The sequence below is a fragment of the Candidatus Hydrogenedens sp. genome (assembly GCA_035378955.1).
Lineage (GTDB): Bacteria > Hydrogenedentota > Hydrogenedentia > Hydrogenedentales > Hydrogenedentaceae > Hydrogenedens.
In genome coordinates this window covers 39,306-64,914 of record DAOSUS010000004.1, presented here as the reverse complement: position 1 = coordinate 64,914, position 25,609 = coordinate 39,306, and the positions used below count along the sequence as shown (strand labels likewise).

25 protein-coding genes are annotated in these 25,609 nt (G+C 36.5%); 15 read left to right on the top strand and 10 right to left on the bottom strand.

Annotation, left to right across the window (positions count from 1 at the left end):
- Positions 1-81: 81 nt before the first annotated feature.
- From PLA12_01750 to PLA12_01720, 7 genes are all read left to right on the top strand, one after another.
- Positions 82-855: a MotA/TolQ/ExbB proton channel family protein gene (locus PLA12_01750; protein HOQ31213.1), complete on the top strand. Its 774-nt coding sequence runs from the start codon at positions 82-84 to the stop codon at positions 853-855.
- Positions 856-861: 6 nt separating this feature from the next.
- Complete coding sequence (locus PLA12_01745; GenBank protein HOQ31212.1) at positions 862-1,599, top strand: flagellar motor protein MotB; 738 nt, start codon at positions 862-864, stop codon at positions 1,597-1,599.
- 78 nt (positions 1,600-1,677) lie between these two features.
- Positions 1,678-2,223, top strand: coding sequence for a hypothetical protein (locus tag PLA12_01740; protein HOQ31211.1), 546 nt, complete (start codon positions 1,678-1,680; stop codon positions 2,221-2,223).
- A gap of 2 nt (positions 2,224-2,225) precedes the next feature.
- Entirely contained in the window at positions 2,226-2,558 is a 333-nt protein-coding gene (locus PLA12_01735; protein ID HOQ31210.1) for a FliM/FliN family flagellar motor switch protein, read from the top strand.
- Positions 2,548-3,360 carry a flagellar biosynthetic protein FliO gene (locus PLA12_01730; GenBank protein HOQ31209.1) on the top strand — a complete coding sequence of 271 codons (813 nt, stop codon included), beginning with the start codon at positions 2,548-2,550 and terminating at the stop codon, positions 3,358-3,360. The genes PLA12_01735 and PLA12_01730 overlap by 11 nt, the downstream gene beginning before the upstream one ends.
- Positions 3,344-4,168 carry a flagellar type III secretion system pore protein FliP gene (gene fliP, locus PLA12_01725; protein ID HOQ31208.1) on the top strand — a complete coding sequence of 275 codons (825 nt, stop codon included), beginning with the start codon at positions 3,344-3,346 and terminating at the stop codon, positions 4,166-4,168. Before PLA12_01730 ends, fliP begins: the two co-directional genes overlap by 17 nt.
- A 12-nt stretch (positions 4,169-4,180) precedes the next feature.
- Positions 4,181-4,630, top strand: coding sequence for a hypothetical protein (locus tag PLA12_01720; protein ID HOQ31207.1), 450 nt, complete (start codon positions 4,181-4,183; stop codon positions 4,628-4,630).
- 26 nt (positions 4,631-4,656) lie between these two features.
- Here PLA12_01720 and fusA read toward each other — a convergent pair whose 3' ends face one another.
- The gene (fusA, locus tag PLA12_01715; protein HOQ31206.1) at positions 4,657-6,696 is read right to left on the bottom strand and encodes an elongation factor G; all 2,040 of its coding nucleotides are present in this window, start codon (positions 6,694-6,696) and stop codon (positions 4,657-4,659) included.
- A 175-nt stretch (positions 6,697-6,871) separates the two neighbouring features.
- Between fusA and amrB the strand changes: the two genes are divergently transcribed.
- A complete protein-coding gene (gene amrB / locus PLA12_01710) occupies positions 6,872-7,891 on the top strand; it encodes an AmmeMemoRadiSam system protein B (GenBank protein ID HOQ31205.1) in 1,020 nt (339 codons plus the stop codon).
- 55 nt (positions 7,892-7,946) lie between these two features.
- On the opposite strand, the gene PLA12_01705 is transcribed toward amrB, so the two are convergent.
- The 4 genes from PLA12_01705 to PLA12_01690 are packed head-to-tail and all read right to left on the bottom strand — an operon-like array spanning position 7,947 to position 11,050.
- Entirely contained in the window at positions 7,947-8,648 is a 702-nt protein-coding gene (locus tag PLA12_01705) for a hypothetical protein (GenBank protein ID HOQ31204.1), read from the bottom strand.
- A complete protein-coding gene (locus PLA12_01700) occupies positions 8,636-9,676 on the bottom strand; it encodes a deoxyguanosinetriphosphate triphosphohydrolase (GenBank protein ID HOQ31203.1) in 1,041 nt (346 codons plus the stop codon). The genes PLA12_01705 and PLA12_01700 overlap by 13 nt, the downstream gene beginning before the upstream one ends.
- Positions 9,677-9,697: 21 nt before the next feature.
- Complete coding sequence (locus tag PLA12_01695; GenBank protein ID HOQ31202.1) at positions 9,698-10,813, bottom strand: hypothetical protein; 1,116 nt, start codon at positions 10,811-10,813, stop codon at positions 9,698-9,700.
- Positions 10,814-10,861: 48 nt separating this feature from the next.
- Positions 10,862-11,050, bottom strand: a complete 189-nt coding sequence (locus tag PLA12_01690; GenBank protein HOQ31201.1) for a galactokinase family protein — start codon at positions 11,048-11,050, stop codon at positions 10,862-10,864.
- Positions 11,051-11,217: 167 nt separating this feature from the next.
- Between PLA12_01690 and PLA12_01685 the strand changes: the two genes are divergently transcribed.
- Positions 11,218-12,204, top strand: coding sequence for a hypothetical protein (locus tag PLA12_01685; protein ID HOQ31200.1), 987 nt, complete (start codon positions 11,218-11,220; stop codon positions 12,202-12,204).
- Here the strand turns inward: PLA12_01685 and PLA12_01680 are convergent.
- The 5 genes from PLA12_01680 to PLA12_01660 form a co-directional block, all read right to left on the bottom strand.
- Positions 12,194-13,222 (bottom strand): Gfo/Idh/MocA family oxidoreductase, encoded by a 1,029-nt coding sequence (locus PLA12_01680; protein ID HOQ31199.1) that lies wholly within the window; start codon positions 13,220-13,222, stop codon positions 12,194-12,196. The two genes, PLA12_01685 and PLA12_01680, sit on opposite strands and share 11 nt — an antisense overlap.
- A gap of 18 nt (positions 13,223-13,240) precedes the next feature.
- Positions 13,241-14,050, bottom strand: coding sequence for a phosphatidylinositol-specific phospholipase C/glycerophosphodiester phosphodiesterase family protein (locus PLA12_01675; GenBank protein ID HOQ31198.1), 810 nt, complete (start codon positions 14,048-14,050; stop codon positions 13,241-13,243).
- Positions 14,051-14,072: 22 nt separating this feature from the next.
- A complete protein-coding gene (locus tag PLA12_01670) occupies positions 14,073-14,531 on the bottom strand; it encodes a hypothetical protein (GenBank protein ID HOQ31197.1) in 459 nt (152 codons plus the stop codon).
- A gap of 79 nt (positions 14,532-14,610) precedes the next feature.
- Positions 14,611-15,837 (bottom strand): 6-phosphofructokinase, encoded by a 1,227-nt coding sequence (locus PLA12_01665; GenBank protein ID HOQ31196.1) that lies wholly within the window; start codon positions 15,835-15,837, stop codon positions 14,611-14,613.
- 145 nt (positions 15,838-15,982) lie between these two features.
- Complete coding sequence (locus PLA12_01660; protein HOQ31195.1) at positions 15,983-17,221, bottom strand: PAS domain S-box protein; 1,239 nt, start codon at positions 17,219-17,221, stop codon at positions 15,983-15,985.
- Positions 17,222-17,397: 176 nt separating this feature from the next.
- Here PLA12_01660 and melA point away from each other — a divergent pair, with 176 nt between their 5' ends.
- The 6 genes from melA to PLA12_01630 all read left to right on the top strand — a co-directional run bounded on the left by melA (position 17,398) and on the right by PLA12_01630 (position 25,608).
- A complete protein-coding gene (melA, locus tag PLA12_01655) occupies positions 17,398-18,834 on the top strand; it encodes an alpha-galactosidase (GenBank protein HOQ31194.1) in 1,437 nt (478 codons plus the stop codon).
- Positions 18,835-18,858: 24 nt separating this feature from the next.
- Positions 18,859-20,160, top strand: a complete 1,302-nt coding sequence (locus PLA12_01650; protein HOQ31193.1) for a Gfo/Idh/MocA family oxidoreductase — start codon at positions 18,859-18,861, stop codon at positions 20,158-20,160.
- 24 nt (positions 20,161-20,184) lie between these two features.
- Positions 20,185-22,293 carry a hypothetical protein gene (locus PLA12_01645; GenBank protein HOQ31192.1) on the top strand — a complete coding sequence of 703 codons (2,109 nt, stop codon included), beginning with the start codon at positions 20,185-20,187 and terminating at the stop codon, positions 22,291-22,293.
- 10 nt (positions 22,294-22,303) lie between these two features.
- Positions 22,304-23,464 (top strand): VCBS repeat-containing protein, encoded by a 1,161-nt coding sequence (locus tag PLA12_01640; GenBank protein ID HOQ31191.1) that lies wholly within the window; start codon positions 22,304-22,306, stop codon positions 23,462-23,464.
- Positions 23,465-23,523: 59 nt separating this feature from the next.
- On the top strand, positions 23,524-23,880 hold the full coding sequence (locus PLA12_01635) for a hypothetical protein (GenBank protein HOQ31190.1): 357 nt from the start codon (positions 23,524-23,526) through the stop codon (positions 23,878-23,880).
- Between the two features lie 168 nt (positions 23,881-24,048).
- Entirely contained in the window at positions 24,049-25,608 is a 1,560-nt protein-coding gene (locus tag PLA12_01630; protein ID HOQ31189.1) for an alginate export family protein, read from the top strand.
- Position 25,609: the final 1 nt, after the last annotated feature.

Here is a 25,609-nt window from a genome sequence, read left to right as displayed (position 1 = left end):
AAATCAAATACGAAGAGGTGTGTTATACTAATACAAGTTATCAGAAATATACATGTATAACGTCATAGAAAAAGGAGTTCTATGGATTTAGCAACTGTAATAGGGCTGATTGCTGGAATATCTTTAACACTCATTTCAATCTTAATGGGGGGGTCAATTGTAATCTTTATTAATATACCTTCTGTTATCCTTGTAGTAGGAGGGACCATCGCATCTACGCTAATCAATTATCCATTGAGTGATGTTTTAAAGGTGTTTAATACTGTAAAAAATTCATTTATTCAGAAACTTACACCTGTAGAAACTTTAATCGAAAAGATTATTGAATTTGCAACCATTGCAAGAAGGGAGGGTATTCTTGCTCTCGAAGGACCTGCAGCAGAATTAGATGATGAATTTTTGCAACGGGGCATACAACTGGCAATTGATGGAACAGCCCCCGAATTGCTCAAAGATATCCTTACAACAGAATTGGCTTTTATGGAAGACCGACACGCATTAGGACAATCCGTTCTAACTGCAATGGCTGCATACGCTCCTGCTTTTGGAATGATAGGAACATTAATTGGTTTGGTGCAAATGCTTGCTACAATGGAAGACCCATCTCAAATTGGTATTGGTATGGCTGTTGCTATTTTAACAACATTATATGGGGCATTAATTTCTAATTTAATTATGTTACCTCTTGCCGGGAAACTAAAAGTGAGAACCGCAGAGGAATTGCTTTTAAGAGAAGTTATTATAGAAGGAATCTTATCCATTCAATCTGGAGATAACCCACGCGTTGTGGAACAAAAATTGAAAGCATTTATAGCACCGGAATTGCGAAAAAAGATAATCACAGGGAAGAAGTAGAAGATTATGGGAAAAGAAAGAAAAAAACAGCCTGAAGGAGAAGGAGGTGCCCCTGGATGGGTGGTCACTTATGGGGATATGATGAGTTTGCTCCTGACCTTTTTTATTCTTTTAGTTTCTTTCTCTACCATAAGTGAAAAAGACTTTAAAAAAGCGATGGGTTCTCTTGAGGGAGCTTTCAGTGTTCTACCTAAAAATCCAGGTGTTTTGGATATGCAAATGATGAATCGAAGAGAACAAGAAAGGAAAATGCAACAGGCAGCCCAAAAAATAGCCGAAGAGTTACAAGTAATGGGACAGGAAAAACAGGTTAAAGTTGAATACGATGCAAAAGGAGGGATAAAAATAACCTTTCCCGACTCTATTTTATTCGATAAAGGAAGTGCAGACCTGAAACCCGAATCGTTTCCTATCATTGAATCTATATCAAAAATATTGGGAGAACTTACGGATGTTTTTATAGAAATAAAGGGACATACAGATAATACACCTATAGTGAATAATCCCAAATACAGAGATAATTATGATTTAAGTTATTATCGCTCAGACCAGGTTATGCGGAAAATGCTTGCTGTTAGTTCTCTTACTCCTGAAATGTTTGAAATAACGGCTTGTGGTTCAAGTCAGCCTATTTCAACGAATTTAACAGAAGAAGGAAGAAAAGAAAACCGACGAGTTGAAATTTTTGTGCGAGGTTTTATAAGTGAGGAAAAAATGGAAATGATACAAAAGGGGATGCCTTGATTTTATTTTTTAAAATGTATTTTTCTATTATTACAATGAATATATAATGAAGATATAAAGATAGAAGGAATAATTCTTATGGCGGATGAAAAAGCACCAGAACAACAGGGACAAAAAAAATCATCAAGCCTTGTGAAATTGCTCCTAATAGGAGGAGCAAGTGTGCTAATTCCATCGATTAGTGCAATTGTTGTGTTCATATTTGTTTTACGACCTATGCTATTAACCGATAATACAGAGGAAAAGAGTTCTTCTGTAAATACCGATACGACAGATATAATACCAGCAACAGCAGTAATCGTAAAGTTTGATGAAACGCAAGCAACAGTAATTACACAAAAATCCGATGCTCCAGCACCCTTGCTGATTTATCAGGTGGCCATGTCCTGCTCTGGACCTGAGGTATCTGCTGTAATTGAAGGGAAAAAGGAGTATTTTACTGCATTGATAAACAAAATACATCGAAATCGCACACGAACCGAACTTAATGACCCCGGCGTCCAGGAAGCACTATTAAGACAAACAAAAAATGAAGCAAATCAATTATTAAATAAGTTATCTCCTGGAGTTAAAGGCTCTATCCTTGAAGTAATGTATCTTAAATATACCATTGTGGATTTATAATGATGGCTATACAAAATTCTGAAAATATTTCCGATTTTGTTCCTGAGGAAAACTTAGAAAAAGAATCTTCCCCTTCCACGGTTCATCTTACTTTAAATGATTTAGCCATGATTCCTATTCATGTGGATGCGGAATTAGGAAGATGTTCTATAAAAATAAGGGATATTTTGAAATTGGACAAAGGCTCTATCGTTACATTAAGTAAACAAGCAGGTGAATTGGCAGACATATTTTTTAACAATGTTCTTATAGGCAGGGGAGAGATGATAGTCTTAGCCGATATCTTACATATTCGCATAGTGGAGATTGAAGGATATAAAAGAGATGAAGAATAAAAAAAATGTTTTTTGGATTATTGCATTTCTGTTTCTATTTTTTTCTGGCTTATATATTTTTGCTGAAAATACAGCTCCCACTGAAAAAGAAAATGTTCTGGATAAATTAAAAAATCCTGAACAATATATAGAAAAAAATAGTGAAGGGGCTAAACCCGTAAAAAATGTAGAAACACCCCTTGAGAAGGAAAATGCATCCTCTAAAACAAACACATGGTTTTCACAACATCAGGCAGTTTGGGGTTCGGAACCCACAAATACAGGAAACACAGAAGGAGAAAGTCTCCCTACAGGTAGCTCTAATACATCTACAACGGGAAATTCATGGATATATTATTTCTTTAGAACGATTGTTGCCCTTATCTTTGTCGTTGGATTGATACTGGTATTATTAGGAGGACTTCGCTATTTTTCAAACAAAACATATCGAGGGGTAAAATCTATTGGAAAAATTGTAGGTGTTCTTTATTTATCTCCACGCATAAAGATTTATTATGTCCAAAGTGCAGGAAAAGTTTTTGTTTTAGGTATTTCTGGAGACCGTATGAGTTTGTTATTTGTTTTTCCGGAGGACGAATTTTTTGTTTCTATTGCAAATGAAGATATTACCGACTCCGCTTATACAAAAAAGACATTTAGTAAGGTTTTAGATGATGTAGAAACGAGAATTCAATCCCAGAGTTCTTCAAAAATGCCCGAAGTATCAGAAACGATTGACGATGAATTGGCTTCCTTGAAAGCAAACATACAAAGACTGCAGCAAGCAATACGAGAAGAAACAAATAATGCTTCAGACCAGTAGAATTATTAGTATGAGGATAAAAAAAAACACCCTTTTGAAAAGTAAAAAATTCGGACTGTTTTTGTTTTTCTTTTTTATTATTTGGGTATCCAGTTCTTTGGCTCAACCTTCCCGTACTTCAGTAACAAATCCTACAGGGATTAATATTGTTGGAACCGCTCAACAAGCAATTGCCCCTGAGAATCTTTCTACCACATTAACATTAGTAATACTTATTACCGCACTTACATTAGCGCCGGCAATTCTTGTTTTAACTACATCTTTTACAAGGATTATTGTAGTCCTTGCTTTCCTTCGACAGGCATTAGCGACACAACAAACTCCACCCAATCAAGTCTTAATTGGATTATCTTTGTTCTTGACAATGTTTATTATGATGCCTACCTATGAACGGGTTAATCGTGAATCCATACAACCATATATTCAACAGCAAATTAGTCAGTCGGAAGCATTTAACCGTGCTTTAATTCCTATTCGGGAATTTATGTTCAAACAAACAAAACCACAGGAACTAAAAACCATGTTGCAGATTTCGGGAAGAGGTAGACCCAATACCCCGGATGATGTCCCTACACATGTGCTTATCCCTGCTTTTGTATTGAGTGAACTTAAGACTGCATTCATGATAGGTTTTCTGTTATATATCCCTTTTTTAATTATTGATATGGTAGTGGCAAGCACATTAATGTCAATGGGTATGATGATGCTACCCCCTATTTTCGTATCGTTACCTTTTAAGATAATTCTTTTCGTTCTTGTAGATGGATGGACATTAGTTGTAGGTAATTTAGTAAGAAGTTTTCAATAAGAGGGCTCTTTTATGGATTTGGCAAAAATAATCAAGATATTTATAGGATTAGGGATTCTTATCATCGGTGTCCCCATTTTAATGCAGTTTCTTCCTGCTCCTCTGAATATGGAAAGAATTGTAGAAGGATTTAAAAAATCGGATTTAGGAGTAGTTGAAATACAAGTAGTCAATCCTCCAACGAATGAATCTATCGCTCAAATAAGTTTTAAAGTGGGGGATGCGTTAGTAAATATATATCAGTATGATAATGAAGGAACTATTGCAAGATATGCGGAGATGTATAAAAAAGACCCGGGCACAGCAATTGTTGAAGCATGGGGACTTGCTCAATCATTAGGTGCGGCTCCTTCAAAAAATAAGCCAGAGCGCGTAGCACGCCGAAAGATGTTCCTTTTAGTTGCACAAGGAGAAGACAAATCAGTTTTAGAGCATATAGTCAAAATTTTTACAAATCTGTAAAATTTTATCCGAAAAGCAATCTTAAATTATTCATTTCCTGCTTCACGGGATTTTTCATAAGCAGCAATAATGTCTTTTGCAATAAATTCGGGCACTTCGTCATAATGGCTAAATTTCAAATCGAAGGTTCCTCTACCACCTGTCATACTTCTTAAATCAGTTGCATATCGGAGGATTTCTGATTCAGGAACCAATGCCCGTATTTGTTGTAAACCACCACCGACAGGTTCCATCCCTAAGATTCTTCCGCGGCGACTATTTAAATCCCCAGTAATATCACCCATGAAATCTTCCGGGACGGTTACTGTAATTTCCATAATGGGTTCTAAAATACATGGATTTGCTTCACGAACGCCCTTTTGTATAGCAAGCGAAGCGGCAATTTTGAAAGCGAGTTCGGATGAGTCCACTGTGTGATAGGAACCAAAGAATAAATCAACAACGATGTCAACAACAGGGTGTCCTGAAATAACACCTTTTGCCAGTGCTTCCTGTGCTCCTTTATCAACAGCAGGAATGTATTGTTTGGGGACAACACCGCCTACAATACTATCTACAAATTTATATCCTCCTCCGCGTTCATTGGGAGAAAGTCGAAGGTGCACATCACCGTATTGACCATGACCTCCGGTCTGTTTCTTATATTTCCCCTGAACTTCTGCTTTACCACGAATGGTTTCCTTGTAGGCGACTTTGGGAAGACGGGTTTCTGCTTCTACATTATATTTCCTTTTCATTCGATTTAACAGAATTTCAATCTGTAAATCACCCATCCCGCGTATAACATGTTCTCCTGTTTCATTATCTCTGTAATGGCTGAAAGTAGGGTCTTCTTCTGCCATGCGATTTAGAGCTTCACCGATACGGTCTTCATCGTTTCTTGATTTTGGAGAAATGGCTAATTTAACCATAGAGCGTGGTAATTCAATTGTAGGAAGCTTAATCTCATTTCCCAGGACAGTCAAAGTATCTCCAAAATGGGTATTCTTTAACTTTGTCATTGCTGCAATATCGCCAGGACCTACTTCCGCTACCTGTTTTTGTTCCTTTCCTATCAGCATTACAATTTTACCAGAACGCTCTTTGGTTTGTGTGGAACTATTGTAAAAATCAGAATCCGACCGTAAAGTGCCGGAAAACACACGGAAATAAGTAAGATGTCCTACAAATGGGTCAACCATAGAACGGAATACCTGAGCCACAAAGGGACCATCAGGGTCAGGTGTTATAACGACATCTTCGCCCGCAGAATTCTTTGCCACAACAGTCCGTTCTAACGGGTTGGGGAATGAATTGGCTATAATGTCAAGCAATTCTTCATGACCAATTCCTTGGGTAACACTACCTGCGATAATAGGTATAATTTTCCCTGTGCTAATTCCTTTCTGGAGCCCTTTATCAAATTCTTCCTGAGATAGTTCAAATGTTTCCAGATATTTTTCCATAAGTGCTTCATCTGTTTCTGCGACTACCTCTACGATGGCTTCCTTTGCCTTTTCTGCTTCTGCACCTAAAACAGAGGCATCTCCCGTGACAATATTAACAACACCTTTCAAATTTGCGGATTGACCTATGGGCATTACTATTGGGACACAGTGTTTGCCATAGGCATTCTGAATTTTTTCAACTACTTCGTTGAAGTTAGTATGTTCGCGGTCTAATTTATTAACAAAAATAGCACGGGGAATTTGTCTCTTTTCCGCATATTTCCATGCTATATCCGTTCCTACCTGAACACCAGTAGTTGCGTCCACCAGAATAACTAACGCATCAAGCACGGCAGAGGATGCGCATAATTCTCCGATGAAGTCTGTATAACCCGGATGGTCAACAATATGTATCCGTGTACCCTTCCAATCTAAATGAACTAATTTCATAGCGATGGAACACTTGCGGTCTTTTTCATCTTCCAGATAATCACAAACAGTGTTTCCATCTTCAATACTTCCTAAACGACTGGTTAGTCCTGCGGAATACAATATTCGTTCAATTAACATTGTTTTCCCAACACCACCATGTCCTGCAAAACCAACATTACGAACTTTTCTCGGGTCAAATTGTGCCATCGGATAACTCCATTCTTATTAGGGTTATAGGATTAAAATTGAATTTAAAAAGAAATTACTGCACGATTATCCATTTTCATTTAAAATCATAGAGTATGTATTATACTGATTATATATAATAATCCTCAAATTCACAAGCAACTAAAAATTTGCAATAAATAAGGAATAAAAAAATATGTATTTACCTTTCTTTATGGGAAGAAGTATAAAACCAATAACTTGTTTATTAATTATTTTGCTTTTATTCTTTAATCCATTGGGATTTTCTGCTGAGAAAATACGCCGTCCTATCTCTGCAGGAACATTGTATCCCGGTGATTTACCAGTATTAAAAGAAACCATTCAAAAATTTTTTGAACAGGTTCCACCAAGCCCGAATACAAATCAAAAACTGGTTGCCTGTATTGTCCCTCATTCAGGATGGGGTTTATGTGGAAATTTAATATCTCGTGCTTTTGCGGAAATAAAAGAAGGAGAATTCGATAATGTAATTATTTTAGCTCCTTGCCATATTGCTAAATTTGCTGGTTGTTCCTTGCCTTCTGTTCAAGGTTTTGCCACACCTTTAGGTGTTGTGCGTGTTGATTATGAAAAATTAGAACAAATAGCTTTGTCTCCTTATATCGTAATGCAATCATTACAAAAATCATTGCGACAGGGAAGAACTGCCATCCATGAGAATGAATATTCTATAGAAGTAATTTTACCTATGTTGCAGTATAAAATGAAATCAACAAAAATTATTCCTGTCCTCGTTGGTGAATTTGTTGATAATTATGGAAAAGAGAGTTCTAATGTATTTAGAAATATCGTAGAAACATTACGAAGATTTATTACCGATAAAACGCTGTTAATTTTAAGTACGGATTTAACATCGTGGGGTGCCTCATTTAACTATACACCGGCACCTGCGGAACAAATGCTTGAAATGCAAGAAAAATTGGATAAAGAATTGATTGACCTTCTCATGAAGAAAGACCTGTTAGGTTTGCAGGATTATTTTGAAAGGACAAAAAACCCTGTGTGTGGGAAGAATGCAATGTATCTATTTGTTGCCCTTTTACCCAAGGATGTTCAGGGAACCTTTTTAGGTTATGAGCAATCCGGTAGAAAATTAAATATAAAAGATACCTCAATAGGATTTACTGCTATTAATTATTACCGTCCTGTTTTATCCGAAGCACCGAACAATTAGTAAATTTATATAAAATCCTTTAAAGTTTTTTTACATAATCGTTATGTATATAGAATTAAATGTCAGTAAGTTCTTTTATAACCATATTGCGGAACATCTGTTCAAAACGAGCACATGCTTTCTGTGCATTAGCGACAACCTGTTCATGAGTTAAGATGGAATGATCAAAACAATAATTGGTAACACAAGAAAACATGGCTGTTTTAATTCCCATTTCCATAGCCCAATATAACTCCGGTCCTCCGCTCATACCGATAACATCGCCTCCCATAGATAAAAATAGTCGTAATTCGGATTGCGTTTCATAACATGGTCCCGTTACCCAGATATAAGTGCCTTTCGGATGATAGTGATGAAATACCCATGATGGATACATTATTGGAGGAATAGGAAAAGGTTTATATTGAACCGAAACAAGTTTTTCAACGGATACAAAATCTCCAACAGACATGTCTTTATTTAATCCACCTACTGCATTTATAGAGATTAGATGTGTTATTCCTTGTTCTCTAAAATAATTTAAAAAAGATTTAAATTTTTCAAATTCATACCCCTCATAAGCATGTATCCTGCCACTGCAAATTATTGTGGGTATCGAACCAATAAAGCCATCAATGATTTGATATTTATGCCCTGCTATTTGTGTTGTGATTTCGGGAAATACATCGAATAAAGATTTTTCCTGACAGTAAACATCTAAAATGTTTGTAAAATTCAAACCCGAGCCTGTTATGATTGCTAATTTTATGTGTGCCATGGGGAAGGTAAAAACAATTCTTGATATTTATTTAAAGCATATTCATCTGTCATACCTGCAAGAAAATCAATAATATTTCTTTCTATAGAATTTTGTGTAAATTCAGGGTCATTTTGTAATATATCTTCGGGAGGATTTTTCATAAAGTAATGGAACAATTCACGGATAATCCTCTGGGCTTTGTTAATTTCCCTTGCTATCGGTTCGGATGGATAAAGTTTTTCAAACAAATAAGTCCTTAATTCAACAATAGCATTTAATACATCCGGGACAATCTGGATATTGCCCTGTGTAGAACCTTCGATAACCCCGTGAACCATAGTATCAATCTGTTCGGATGCCGTTTTTCCAAGAATAGAAATGGCTTTTGAAGGTAATTGGTCAATTTTCAAAATTTTTGCACGGACTGCATCGTCAATGTCATGAGTGATATATGCTATTACATCACTTAAACTAACAATAAGTGCTTCATAACTTATGTTTTCCGGACAGGGTTGTCCGAAAAGAATGCATTTTCCCCGAGAATGATTTCGAATTCCTTCCCGAACCTCATAAGTGAGATTTAATCCTTTTTTGCCTTTTCGTCTTTGTTCGAGAATATCCACAACGCGCAAACTCTGTTCCGCATGGTTAAAACCGAATGAGAATAGTTCATTTAGTGCTCGTTCACCCGCATGTCCAAATGGCGTATGACCTAAATCATGCCCTAAAGCAATGGCTTCGGTTAAATCTTCGTTTAACCTCAGAACGCGAGATATAGTTCGTGCAATTTGCACCACTTCTAATGTATGTGTAAGCCGTGTTCGGTAATGATCTCCTAAGGGGGCAAGAAATACCTGCGTCTTCCGTTTTAATCGGCGGAATGCTTTGGAATGAATTATACGGTCACGGTCTCGCTGAAAACAGGTGCGGTAAGGGTCTTCCTTTTCCGGGATTTGCCTCCCTTTGGAATTTATGGCAAGGCATGCTAACGGTGATAACCATTCTTTTTCTTTTGCTTCATATAATTCACGGAAAAGGATAGTCATAAAAAAGGTCCTGTTAAAGAGTTAATTTATATATGAAGCGGAAGGACATGTCTCTGCAATAAACATTCCCTGAGCCGAAGGAAGTCCTAAATATTTCTGATAGTATTGTTTTTCAACATTTTCCATAAAATAATCTACTTTCTCACGAGGAACAAGGCTAACGGTACATCCTCCAAAGCCGGCACCCGTAAGACGCGAGCCAATGGCTCCGTATTTGCGGGCAATTTGAGTAAGTATATCCAGTTCGGGAATACTTATTTCATAATTATCAGCACAACTGGAATGAGATTCGTTCATCAACCTGCCAAAAGTATATGCATCGTTTGCTAATAATGCGTCTCGAGATAGTTCTACGCGTTTATGTTCTGTTATTACATGTTGTATACGAGCTCTTAAAGGAAAGCCCTTCTCAGGTTCTTCAATCTCGCCTAACCATAATTTACGAACATCCTGTGGGGTTATATCCAGAAGATAAGCAATTTCTTTCAATGATAGATATTCTTTGGGAATAGCCTGTTCGGTAAAATCAAGAATTTCATTAAAGGTAAGGCACAGGTCACCCGACCATAAATCCCCCAATCGTTTAATGTGCAAATCATTGTCAAATTCATTCCGCAAATGTTTTTCTAAAAGGGCACATGCAAGAAAACACATGCGCGGTCCTGCATTATACCGATGCAAACAAGCCCCCGTTTTTTGAGCACGTATAGTTGAATCGCAAACGATAAAAACATAGTCTTCAAACAAGGGAATAAGGGCTGTTCGAATAGGGAAAAAATCAATTTTACAGGCATGTCCTTCCTCACCATTCAATATAACCGTTTGGTCCATTCCACCGCCTTTAGTCCCTACAAAATGTTCTCCTTCCGCCATAAGTTCTGCCAGTTCCAATCGTGATATATCCCTACCTAATTCCTTGCCTAATATCTTTAAGTATGCCAGTGAAGCAGTTATGACAAGAGCCGATGAGGAACTTAATCCTGTTGCAATGGGTAAGGTGCTTTTTATGAATAAATTGAACCCCGGAAAGGTTCGAACTTTAAATTTTTTGTTTAACGCAATCACACCTGCTTTAATATAGTTGTCCCATGACCCTGTAGGAGAAGGTAAAATTTCAGGTTGATTTAAAAAAGACAACGGTTGAAATCGAGGGTCTTCATTGAAAAGATGTATTTCATTATCATTTCATCGAGAAAAGGCACAATGAACCTCCTTCTTGATAGTTACGGGAAGCACAGAGAAACCATTGTAATCTGTATGCTCTCCAATTAAATTAACTCTCCCTGGAACTCGACAAAAACCAATATTCTCAGAGTTAAAAAAATGTCCGGGTAATTTATTCTTTATCATTGTTGATGTTAAAGTATCTGACATAATTTACTCTACTTCTCTAAAAGTTCTGTTGTATTTATATTGCAAAATGTATTCTTATAAAACTACGGATACTAATTATACAATTTTTACAAAGGTGAAATTATTATTTATTCTGCCCGTTTATTTAAAATTGTAAACAAAGAAATACTTTATAAGGGAAATATTAGTTGAAAAAGAGATTATATATCATTAGCCCATTTCGGTTGGCAGAATATCCATGGAATTGGAAAGTATATTACTGTGTAGAACTTTTTTCGGCGTTATTCCGAAAAGGTTATATCGTTAATTGGCTTCAACCGGGAAAGAACCTTTACAACTTCAGTCTGTTCCCCTCCCTTTCACACTGGAGAAATTTCTTTGTTATTAATATAGGGAATTCCTTGACCTATCGCTGGTTAATGCCTTTTTTCTTATCACGATTAAAACGGGTAAGCAAGGATATTAAGCCATTTACGCTGATTGAAATTATTGATGGGAACCCATTTGAATTAGATATAGATGAAGCCTTTGTAAATATACCCATTATTTTTTCACTGAGAAATAAATGGATTGCTTCAAATGATTTTCCAGGTCCTGTTATCATTCCCCAAAAAGAAACATTAAAGGATTTAATTTACAAAGGTGTGCCAGAAAAATATTTAAATTACATCCCCATGGGTGTATGTTCTAATGTAAATGAAATAACAAACACAGAAAAGCAAATTCAAAAGAGAATACTTATTTTAGATAAAGATCGACAACGACACTTAAAATCACTTGCTGAACAAATAGAAAAAGAAAAACCTCATTACGATATTCTCTATATAGGCAATAAGGATTTAAATACCATCCCTGCGGAAGAATTTCATGACTGGATACAAAAGATTATTGATGGAAGGGAAATCATCGCTGTATTAAGTAAAAATTTATATCACATAGGAATGGAATTCATATCAAAAGGAGCAAAAGTTTTTGTCCCTGCATTAGATTTGCCTTTTGAGGGAGATAATGAAAATTTATTTTTTTATGACACCCCGATGGATATACCAAACCGTATATATACTTTGTTAAAACAAAAACCCACATTTTCACATAACAATAAAACACTTTTTTCTACATGGGAGGAAGGAAGTATACAATTGGAAAAATTGCTTACAGAACTGATTAACGAATAAAAACTTTTTGGTTGGAGTGTGCGGATTTATAAATAGCGTCTAATACTTCCATATATTTTAATCCATCTTCAAAATTAGGATGATACTCTTTACCCATAGACACGGCTTCAATAAAATCTTTTTCCACAGACCAATTTTTTACATCGTAAAAGTCTTCTTCTTGTGGAACAATAATTTTTCTTTCTCCATTTTTAGCCAGTTCATAGAGTTTATCTTCGAGTACATCATAATAGAGCGTTTTATATTGAGCATGAATTTCTACACTTTCCTGAGGATAGATTGACATACCGGATATGGTCAGTTGGGCTATGGTTCCACAAACAAGTTCTAATTGAGCCTGTACCTGGTCTGGAACCTGTATTTCTACAATTTCTCCTTCGGGTGTCTTTCGTGTGGGTGTAAAAATCTGATAATTTCCACAAACGCTTTTTGTCCATCCAAACCAACGATGTATCAATTCAATATACATCCCTAAAGTTAACACATTTTGTCCGGAGAGCCGATGGTCTTTACGCCAATGCAAAGGTTTATTAGGGTCAAGGTTAAAATCATTAAAACTGTTCACTTTTACAAAATATATTTCTCCAAGAATTCCTTCCCGTCTTATTCGAGCAATCGTTTTATCATAAGTCATACCGAAAGGCACCGGGCACAATCCAGCAACCTTACCTGTTCGACAAGCAGTTTCATACATTTGTTGTGCTTCTAAAAGATTCATTGCCATACGAGCCTGACAAAATACATGTTTTCCCGCTTTTAGTGCGGAAATACTTACAGGAGCATGGAGATAAGGCCAGGTGCCGATCCAGACAATATCTACTTCCGGGTCATTGACCAATTCTACCCATGAGGAATATACACGGGGAATTTTATATTCCTGAGCTACTTTTTTACTCGATTGTTCTGTCCTATTTATAACGCCAATAATTTGAACATTGGGTAGTTTCATTAATCCGGGAATATGTCGTTCCCTGCATATATTTCCCAACCCTACAAAAGCAACTTTAAATTTCATCATGTATTGAATTCTCGATATTTATTTCATTTTATTTTTTAAAAATTCAGATAGCCGTTTCGGAAAATCCGTATTTAAAAAATCTACTCCTTCATTATACAAAACTTCCCAGCATTCTAAGGTTTGTGGGGCACCCCAAAAACGGACTTTTCTGCCTTGTTCGTGTGATTTGGAAACGATTTCTTTTAGTTTATTCAATTCCTGTGGAGGCATATCTCCTTTTCCTATCCAGGTAAAAATGGAGAACCATGAATTACTAATCCATGGAACAAGGTCAGGTGAAGGATTTGTATCTAAATCTCCTAATCTACCATCAATGAAAACATAACGGTCTTTCTCTTTTTCTATCGTTTCTCGAGGAACAGCCCCAGAAATAACAATAGTTACGGCTCCATCAATTTTTTTCCCATTTTCTATACGAGTAAGAAACTTTTTATAGGGTAATAATTGTTCTTTCAGAAGTGTGTAGGTGCTTTCTGGTTCGCTTTTTATATCTATCAATAGCCAGAATTCAGAAGGGACTGCATAAACATGCCCATTATTTTTCTGAACACGCTCAAAAATGGGTTTTAAATACATATTGACAAGGTTCTTTTCAGGTTTGCATTTATCCAAATCATGAGCAACCAACAAATCACCATTAACGATATGTATATCCGCCTCAATACTACAAAAACCGTTATTCAATGCATCAAGAAGAGGTTGCGGACGAAGATAATCATTATGAGAATGTGCCCGTTTCAAAGGGATAACATTCTTTTCTGCATAAATTATTAATGTTATAGCAGAAGCAAGAATAATAAAAATGTAGATGGATAATTTTTTTTGCATAATACTCTTTAACATTGTGTATTTATTCGGATGAGTTTGAAACAGAATAAGGAGTTACAATTGCATTTGCAAGGGCATGCACTTTCTCACGATAGTTCTTGGCTTTTCCAGTGAGTAATAATAATTTCCGACTTTTTGCAGATATAGAGATTTCAATAGTAAGGGCAGACGAAGTGATTGGGATGGGATTGATCAAAGAAAAATTCGTTTGAATAGGAATACATGGGCGATTTGCGATTGAAAAAGCGAAGCAATAGAAGGCTTCATTAAACGCAAAGGATAAATATCCCGGGTGTAGAAAACCCATGCAATCTTGATAAAGAGGATTACACGGTAGAATAAAAGAAATACTTTTTCCTACTTGAACGCCAGCTACACTCATTTTCAGTTCTGAAAAAGAGTGCGAGGGCCATTTTAAACTAAGCCCTTCAACCTGATATTGGTCAAGAGCCTTAAAAAATTGTTCACTTAAATTATCCACATCTCATACCCCATGTTTAATATTTAAATTTTATGATGAGATGTTATTATAATCTTTTTTTACACATTTGTCAAATATTTTATATCTTGTTTATATCAACTGCAGGTGCATCCAATTGCTCGTAAACGGGTAATGGTCCGATTAAGGGACGAAGATAATTTATATATTCCGCTGTTACTCCATTACCGGCTTCATTAATAAACGCATCGCTCATATATTTTGTCTTATTTGCAATTTCTTCCAATGGTTTTAACTCGTAGCGAACAACATAATCTGCTATTCGTTGGATGGATACAGAACCAGTTTGATTTTGTCCTGCGGAGAATTGCACTGCTTTTTCACCCACTTCTCGGGCTTCTCTCTGGTCAACTTCACTTACACAGCCTAAGAAACTTCTCTGTGGATATCCTAATGTATCCGCACGCGCTCTGATTTTCTCTATTTTAAGTTCCTTAAATCTTTCTTTTAAATATACAACCAAATCATCTCCTAATGCTCCCGTGCCTGATAATTGAACATGTCCGAAGGAATCCACTTCCCCTTTTGTGAACCGCTCCGCAATGGTTGTTCCACTTTCATCATGAACACCTTCGGAAACGGCAATCAAACAACGCCCTAAACGGTCATATACTTCTTTTACATCTGTGAAGAACTGTTCAAGTTTTAAAGGTCTTTCTGGCAAATAGACTAAATGAGGACCATCATCATTGTATTTCTTCGCATAAGCAGATGCAGCGGTTAAAAATCCTGAGTGTCGTCCCATAACTACAACAATATGAATGCCCGGCAATGCTTTATTATCTAAGTTAATCCCGGCAAATGCTTGTGCTACATATTTTGCCGCAGAAGGGAAGCCAGGACAATGGTCATTGAGAACTAAGTCATTATCAATCGTTTTAGGAACATGAATAAGTCTCAAATCATAATTTTCACTTTTTGCAGATTCTCCGATGATTCTGCATGTTTCAGAACTATCATTTCCGCCAATATAGCAAAAATAGCGTATATTGTATTTTTTAAATACATTGAAGATTTTTTTACAGAATTCGGCATCGGGCTTTTTACGGGTTGATAATAAGGCAGAAGATGGAGTCTGTGCCACTGCTTCTAACTGGTGCGAGGGTAATTCAGTCAGGTCTAATAAATTTTCATCAACAATCCCCTGGACACCATGTTTTGCACCGAAAATATGAGTAATTTGTGCATATTTTCTTGCTTCTGTGATAACTCCAACTAAACTTTGATTAATAACCGCAGTGGGACCACCACCTTGGGCTACAAGTAAATTACCCTTTAATGTTGACATAGAACTTCTCCTATGTTTATGTTTTATTTAATTATCTTTAATTACTGCGGAATAGGACTATATTATGCCATGATTGGGGCTAAAAATACAAAGAGGCCCGTAGAATATATCTCCCAGAATGTTTAGAATAATCGGAGCCGTGTTATTATGAAACGATTTTGGCTTCTTTTTGTAGTTCATTTTCTAATTGTTCTAACGCATGAATGCCTATTTCTAATGCATTTTTTTGCCGTTCTGTAATTACTCCTAATTGCTCATGCGATAACAAATGTAGAATATTCTTTAAGGTTGTAATATAAGTAAAAATTTGTGCAGTATGTTGAAGAGATAAATCAGACTGCAGGTCTTTCAATAGGGATATTTTGTTATTGATTTCTTCCTCTCGTTTGTGAAGTAATTGAGAAATTTCTTCCAATCTTTTGTGTTCTCTTTTATCTATCATAATTCCGAAGAAATACTTCCTCTGATTTCGATAAAAGACCTGAACAATAAAATCAACTGGTATTTCTTCCCCTGAAGAGGAAAGAGCAATTGCATTGATAACAACATTACTTCTTGAACGTAAGGCTAAAAGATGTTCTCCTATAAGTGTATCATCAAAAAATAAACTTCGAATACGCTGTCCTATAAGTTCCGAAGAATCCATCTGAAAAAATTGAGATGTATAAGAATTAGTATCTGTTATGATTTCACTCTCATCAAATATTAAAATAGGGCTCTGGATACTATCCAAAATAGATTTTATGATTCCTTGAGTGTATAGAAGTTCTTGTTGTATATGATACGATTCCCTCCGTATCTGTTGAATATAGTTTAGTAAAAAGTAACAGAAAATACCTGATAGTAAAATCATAAAATTTTTCCAGAACAAATAGTAGGTAGCAAATGCAAGGTTTTCCCATAACCATATCCCTATAATGGTGAAATTTAATGTAATAATGGAAATAAGAGTTACCATTAGTGGGCGAGGTCTTTTCCTCGCGTAAATCAGATTTCCAAAGGTGAGCAGTGGATAGAAAAGTATTAAGGGACTGTACTCTTTTTCTGTTACTACAACGGATGTAGTTATTGTAAGTAGATGAAGAAAAAAATTTAAAGGATTAGTAAATAAATAGTATTGTTTTAAATAAAAAACGATATGTGTAAAAAGGATATGAAAAATGATACAACCCAAAAATATAGAAACAAAATATTGTTGTGAAAATGATTCTATTGAATAGCCAACAATAACAACAATCAAAGTTAAATATCTGAGAAATAGAGATAAACTTTCGATGGATGAAATAATCTGTATATTCGGTTCATTAGATATGTCTTCTGGAACAGATTCCGTTATCCAGAGATTGAAAAGATTTTTTATGTTTTTTATCTGTTTTTGAAGCATTACTCATTAATAATTGTTTCTGTTTTTATTTTAGGCGACTATTATATATCTTTCTGTTCAAAATATCATACCCTCCGGATATTTATAATTCAAAAAATATTTTTTTGTAAAAGTGTTTATGTATAATAACTTTTACATATTTTTCCAGTCACAATTAACAATAAAGGAGAATTCTTATGGCTAAAATTGCAATGATAGGGGCAGGAAGTATCGTTTTTTGTAAAACTTTGTTTATGGACCTCGTTTCTGTGCCTGCTTTTCAAGATGCAGAATTTTGGTTCATGAGTCCTACTCGAAAAAAAATAGAGCGTATGAAGTCTTTTGCAGACCGCGTGGTAAAAGATAATGGATTGAAGGTAAAAAACTATATTACGCAGGACCGCAGGGAAGCACTTAATCAAGCGGATTATGTGATTGCAATGCTTCAAATAGGAGGTGTAAATGCCTTTAAGTATGATTATGAAATACCTTTGAAGTATGGTGTTGACCAATGTATCGGCGATACAATGGGTCCAGGTGGAATTTTTAGAGCATTGAGAACAATACCTGTGATGATGGACCTTGCCCGAGATATGCAGGAACTTTGTCCTAATGCTTATTTGCTGAATTATGTCAATCCTATGGCGATGGTATGTTGGGCTTTGGGAAAAATTTCGGGATTAAAGTTTGTAGGTTTATGTCACGGGGTCCAGACAACACTGGATTTGATTTCGGGTTATGTAGAAGTTCCCAAAAATGAGATTGATTATCTGGTAGCAGGAATTAATCACATGGCTTGGTTCCTACGCATTGAGCACAAAGGAAAGGATTTATATCCTCTATTTAAACTTCGTTGTGAACAGCCGGAATATTATGTGAATGAAAAAGTTCGTATAGAGGTTATGAGGCACTTTGGCTATTTTATGACAGAGAGTACAGGACATTTATCTGAATATATTCCGTGGTTTCGTAGTCATGAAAGGACACTACAAACCTATTGCGATGAACCTTCCTTTGGCGGAGAGTCTGGTGCATATTACAAATGGTGTAGACTAATAGCGGATAAACTGGAAAATGAAGATTTGTTAGAGAATGAGCCAACAAAAATTACTCATCGAAGTGTTGAATATTGTTCCTATATATTAGAAGCCTTACAGACAGGAAAAACATTTAAGTTTCAAGGAAATGTCCGAAATGACCATTATATTACTAATTTGCCAGATGGCTGTTGCGTCGAAATCCCAGTTTTTGCTGATAAAATAGGACTACATCCAACGCATATAGGTGCATTACCTCCGCAATGTGCAGGTCTGAATTTATCAAATATTAATGTTCAGGGGTTGGCTGTCGAAGCCGCAATTCAGGGAGACCCCGAACTGGTTGTTTCTGCCTGTGCTTTAGACCCATTAACCTCTGCTTGTTTATCTTTGAAAGAAGTGCGTGACCTGGTTGCGGAAATGTTAGAAGCCGAACAATCATGGCTTCCTCAGTTTGCCGGAAAATCTCTAAAACCAACCCCGATAATATCTATTCCTAAGGATGTGCAAAGAGCAAAAGTGCCTTTAGACCCTGCCCTTGCTGTGGTTCATCGTTTTGGAGAATTGGCAGACAAAGCAAGCAAGACTACATCTTAATAAATCAAACAGGAGTTATAAAATATGTCAAAAGATTTAAAAAGCGAGGGATTTAATAGGAGAAAATTCCTCAAAAAAATATCCAGGCTTGCCTTATTAGGAAGTTCCACATACTTTTCAAAGGCATTTGCAGGAAATGTCGGTTTATCCGATTTGGTTCGTATTGCAGTTATTGGAAACGGAGGTATGGGTTCAAGGCATATAGAAGCCCTTTCTGTAAATCCCAATTGCCAAATAATGGCCCTGTGCGATGTTGCCAAAAGCCGATACTACACGGCTATTGAAACAGTGGAAAAATTAAGTGGTAAGAAACCGGAAGGTTTTCAAGATTTTCGTTATTTGTTAGATAGAGATGATATTGATGCGGTATTTGTGGCTACACCAGACCACTGGCATGCTTTATTAACCATTATGTTTTGCCGTGCCGGCAAGGATGTATATGTAGAAAAGCCTGTTTGCACGACTGTTCAAGAGGGCCGTGCTATGGTAGATACAGCCCGTAGGTATGGACGCATTGTTCAAGCAGGGACACAACAGCGTTCTATGCCCGTTTTTCAAAGAGCGATGCATATTATCCATTCAGGGCGATTAGGCACGATAACCTCTGCTCGTGCTTGGGTTGGAGTGAATGAATGGAAACCGGGAGAGAAAATTGAACCTATTCCGCGAGGGTTAGACTGGGATTTGTGGTTAGGTCCGGCACCCTATGTTCCGTTTTCACGGGAGCGTTTTGGTGGATTTATGGGCTTTTTTGATTATGCAAGAGGAGGACAACTAACCAATTGGGGCATACACTTGATGGATATTGTTCAATGGGGAATTCAGCAGTCTGCGCCATTAACCATTCAATCCAGTGGAGGAAGTTATCGAGAAAATGCCGGTGCCGATAATTACGAAACAATCGAGTCTGTAATGGAATTTCCCGGCTGTCTTGTAACATGGGAACAAAGACATGCCAATTTCCACGAGAACAAAGGATATGGAATTGCTTTTTATGGGACGGAAGGTGCCTTATTTGTAGACAGAAATTCTTTTATTATTCGATATAAAGATGGGTCTCGTGCCCCTGAATTTATCGGAGAGCCTGAACGCAGTTGGGCAAATACAGACCATCATAATAATTTCTTTGATTGTGTCCGTTCTCGCTGTAAGCCTCATGCAGATATAGAACAGGGCTTTCGTTCTACTACAACGGTTCTTCTTGCCGGTATATCCTTGCGTTGCGGTAGAAAATTGATATGGAATGCTGAAGAAGAAAAATTCATAAACGATGACAATGCAAATCGCTACCTTATTCGAACTTATCGCCCTCCATGGCATTTATAAGTATATAAGAAAGGAATGATAGTTATGCTAACTCCCTTATTAACACTTATTCTTATAATCTCTGTAATTCAATCACCTGCCGATTATGACAGAGCATTATCCATTGAGCAATTGGTGGGAAAACTAAATTCAGATAATCCCCAAGAACATGCAATTGCCCGACAATTATTACCATTAAAGCCCCCTATGGAAGTTTTGCCCAAAATTATCCCTGCCTTAGGTTCTGATAATCCCGATATAAGGGGTGTTGCAAAAAATATTCTATTTGATATAACCAATCGTATGACTAAAGCCGAAAAGTCAGAAAAGGAACAATACATCAATGCGTTATTGACTTATTTTGCAGATACTTCTTTGATCGATTTATCGCGAGAATATATCTTAAAAGCCTTATCTTTTATCGTAGATGAAGAAACACCCCCTGAGATTCTTCAAAAAATTTTATTGGAACCTTTATGGAGAGAAAAGGTGCGAACCGCACTTGTCGAGAATGGGACTATGTTATCCGCAAAAATTTTATGTGATAGTTTAAGTCTTCTTTCAGATGAAGAAAAAGTTGCCATCCTTTTAGGCTTATATCAGATGGAAAAAGTTCCATGTATCGAAGAAATAGCCATGTTGTTAGATAATCCCATGATGCCTGTAAAAGTCGCTTCTGCACGAGTGATTGCAAACACAGGGTCCGTCCTTTATGCTTCTAAGTTATTGGATATGTGTAAATCTACTCCAGAAACCGAACCCCTATGTCAGGAATTATGGGACGCCTATGTTCGTCTGGCAGAAAAGTCTGCTTTGAAAGGAGGAAATTGGGATTACACAATGTTTATGTATCGAAATATTATTGAAAACTGTAAAATACCGGAACTTGTGGAATCGGCTATTATCGGACTGGGACGGTATGGAGACGAAACAGTTATACCTGATTTAGAAGCAATTCTTTTAAATTCAGAAAAAGAAATGTTTCATCGGGCTGTATTTCATGCAATAAAAATGTTGAACATTCCATCTGCAACCCAGCCTATATTGAAACTATGTTCTAAACTTCCCAAAGAAAAACAAATTTATTTGTTACCTTTCTTAATTCAGAGAAATAATGAAGAAGGCAAGACAATAGTTCAAAATCTATTAAAGGAAACAGGAACTAATGGTAAAAGGATGTTTTTAAATGCATTTTACGAAACTCCATCGTTATTGTATGTAGATTATATTCCGTCAATAATAGAAACTCTGGAGGAACCCGAAAAACAAAAATTAGTAGAATGTCTCTGGCGGGTTATCGCTTCTTGTCATGAAGTAGAGGAATCCGATAAACAACTAATGGGAAGAGCCAATTTATACCTATTTAAACTATGTCCACCCGAAGAACGAGAGATGGTTCTGGAAGAAATAAAAAAGTTCCCTGTCCCTGAAACTGTGGATGTATTGCTTCCTGAATTGGGCAAGGAGGACCCTAAAAACCTGCCTTTCCCCTTACTCTTTGAGTTATATAACACGCTAAACGATGACAATAAAGAAAAGCGAAATCAGATATATGAGATATTGAGAGAACAATTAGCAACCATATCTTTAGAAAAGATTTTAGGTAGCATAAGTAATTCAAAAAACCTTCCTCAATTTTGTTCATTAGCCGGTTTTGTAAATAAATGGAATTTACTGGGACCTTTCCCATGGAATACTCAGACACCCTTTGATGAAAATTATGGATTTCCTCAGCCTGTTTCGTTAGATAGCCCTTACAAGTATAATGACAAAGATTATGTCTGGAAAAAAGATGTTTCCACGGAAGGTTGGGGATATGTAGGATTAATGGGATTATGCTCACAATCTTCAACGGATTGTGAGAATGTATGTGCCTTTGCGTATACAAAGATTGAAGTTTCCGAAGATACTTCGGCTTTTGCATGTATAGGTTCTGATGATGGGTTCCGTTTATGGATAAATCAGGAAGAAATAACTAATAAACATGTAGATAGGGGTATGAGAGTAGATGAGGATAAAGTAGGGGTTCATCTAAAGAAAGGAGAGAACGAAATTCTGCTCCAGATAACCCAGATAAAAGGAGGTTGGAATTTTTGTTTCCGACTAACCGATACTTCTGGAAAACCACTTATATTTAACATAAAACCTTTATAGGAGAAAAGAAATGTTATTTATAGCAATTTCCCTCATATACAGTGGAATTATATCCGTTGTTGATGCAGATAATTTTTTATCCTTCCAACGAGAACGAATTGGAGAAGGAATTTACGAAGCCGCATCTATTTTTGATGTAAATAATGATGGTATTTATGATATTTATTCAGGTGAGTTCTGGTATGAAGGTCCTGATTTCAAAAAAGCACATCGTGTATGTGTTCTACAACCTATAGACGATTACTACGATGATTTCTCCAATTATCCTATGGATGTAAATGGCGATGGCTATATGGATGTTATTTCCGGTGGTTGGTGGGGGAAGACCTTACGCTGGCGAGAAAATCCTCAGGGGAAAGAGGAACTGTGGACTACACACGATATAGCAGAAGTCGGCAATATTGAACGAGCTATTTTTTGTGATTTGGATAAGGACGGTATTGTAGAAGTCATTCCCGTTACAAAGCCTGTTTATATTTTTAAATTAAAAATTTCTGATAATGGAAAGCCCGCCGGTGAATTTATTAAGTATGAAATAAAAACAGATGGAGCAGGAGGACATGGAGCAGGTTACGGGGATGTGGACGGAGATGGAAATATAGACCTGTTGTTTGCAGGTGGCTGGTTAAAATCCCCTGCAAATCCCTTTGATGTAGAAGGATGGCAATGGTTTCCAGAGTGGAATTTGGGTTCAGCAAGTGTTCCGATTTTGACCCTTGATGTTAACAAAGATGGAAAAAACGATATTTTGGTGGGCTCTGCACATGATTATGGCTTATTCTGGTATGAGCAAAAGATTTCTGTAGATGGGAAAAGAACATGGGAAAAACATATTATTGATGAGTATCGGTCTCAATATCATGATATTCAACTACATGATATTGATAATGATGGCGAGTTAGAATTGGTTACAGGGAAACGCTATCGTGCTCATGCATTTCATGACCCCGGTTCAAAAGACCCCTTGGGAGTATATTACTTTAAAATTATAAACGGTGAATTTCATCGTTATACAATTGATTATGGACCCGCAGGGAAGGCAAGTGGCGTTGGAATTTATTTCTGGGTTGAAGACATAGACAAAAATGGCTGGAAAGATATTGTCGCCCCCGGAAAAGAAGGTGTTTTTCTGTTCCGTAATTTCGGACCTATAAAAAATATACAAAAATAATCACAATAATGCTTAAACTCAACGAATTATTTTATAGACATAAAAGATTTATAAAATTTTTGATAGCAGTTATTGTAGCCATCCATTTAGGTCTATTAGAAGCAGCATGGACTACTCCAACAGCACCGGGAGCAACAAAAGCGGGACTGGGAAATTTTGCTATTGCAGTAATCATGGTGATTGTATGTTTTCCATGGGTATGGTGGGCTTTCGGATTAAGCATGTTAGAAGAATTCATTCAGGTATGGATTGGGAATGATGGTAAATGGACCCCTAACTGGGATTGGCTATTTCATCATTGGTCAGCAGGGTATTTTAATGTCAATCTGTATCCTGTTATTACATTCCCTCTAATTTCAATCCTTATAGAGTGTGGTTATTGGATATTTATTAGATATTCAAAACATCCAGAATAATTATCGAATACTACAAAAATGTTTTTTTACATTTCGTGGGACTACTAAAATGTATATAATAATCAGCGAATATTACTTTTTTATTACATATTAGATGTTGGCACAGTTTTTGTTAATGGACTTTCAGGTTTTAATTAAGATAAAAAACAAAAGAAAAGGAAAAATAAAATGTTAAAAAAATCTTTTCTTATGTTTCTTACAATTTCTTTATTATGTGTTTTGTCCTATGGAGAATTAGTATCTGTTGAAGTAGGAGGTAAACTTGAGATTTATGGTCTCTATTATCGGGGTTTTGTAGAGCCGTCAGACCAAGATAGAATTCCATCATGGGCTTTGTCGGGTAGAAGCATAGGACCTGATGGAACATACTCCGCTTACAGGACGGGAAAAGGATCAACAGGGAGTGCGTATGTAGAACAAAGAACCCGATTACACACAAACGCTGTAATGACCGATAATGTTTCTGCTTTTATCGAAGTGGATTCGATTGATACATGGGGAGAAGATTTCCGTTCTCAGGATTATTTAACAGGGAGAGACACAAGAGGTAATACTATTGATGATATTGAATTATTTCAAGCCTATATACAATGTAAGGACATAGGGACGGAAGGATTAACTCTTACTGTAGGAAGACAGGCAATCGATTTAGGTTCGGGATGGCTTGTAGGTTCGGACCCGGGTCCCAATCCCTTCGTTGGATTAAGTTTTGATGCAATCAGACTACAGTATGAACAAGAAGTTTATATGCTGGATGTCTTTTATGCAAAACTTTTTGAAAATTTAAGTTCATTCAATCACAACGATGTTGATTTTGCGGGTATCTATTTCACCTGGAAGGAAATCGTTGAAGGAAGTGGCTTGGATATTTATTATTTTTTGCTTCGAGATAATCGTAAGAACGAAGTAACTGATGGAGACATTTTTTTAGAAACCTTTGAGCGAATTTTTGACAGAGATAATTCTTCTACAACTTATATTCACACCATAGGTGCGAGGTTTTTTGGAGAATATAACAAATTTGATTACGAAGTAGAATTTGCTTATCAATGGGGAGAAAGTTCGGCTTTTGGAAATCTATTCATTCCTGTTGATGGTATTTACGGTGATAGTAATGCAGATTGGGCATTACCTGCAGGACATTTTGAAGTAGGATACACGATGAAGGAAGTAAAATGGACACCCCGTATTTATTTGGGAGGATGTTATTACGGTGCCGCGGATAATCGTTCTCTTTCATTTACGGATTGGTTAGTTGGAATAGGAGTTGGGGAAGCCAGTCCCTCATTTAATCGTTTATTCACAGCAACCCGTGAAGATAATTTTATTGATTTGTCCGGCATGACAAACTTCTGGCAATTGTATTCGGGTGTATCTGTCAAACCAGTAGAAAAAGTGGAAGTTGGTTTTGAAGTTGCTTATCTACAAGCCGTATCTGCTTTTGATAAACCTTATTCGTTTACAATGGGTGATATAGAATTTTATCCTTTCAGTCCGTTCCCATTCTTAACACAGACGAACAGTAAAGACCTTGGCTGGCAAACATTACTTTCCCTGACATATCAATACAGTGAAGACCTGAGCTTTGAAACCGGCTGGTCTCATTTCTTTATCGGTGATGGTTTGGTCGAGGGGAACTTTTTAGACAATTATGCTACTTCTTATATTTCTACTTTTAACGATGACGACGCTGACTACTTCTACATCTCCACGACGATTGAGTTTTAAT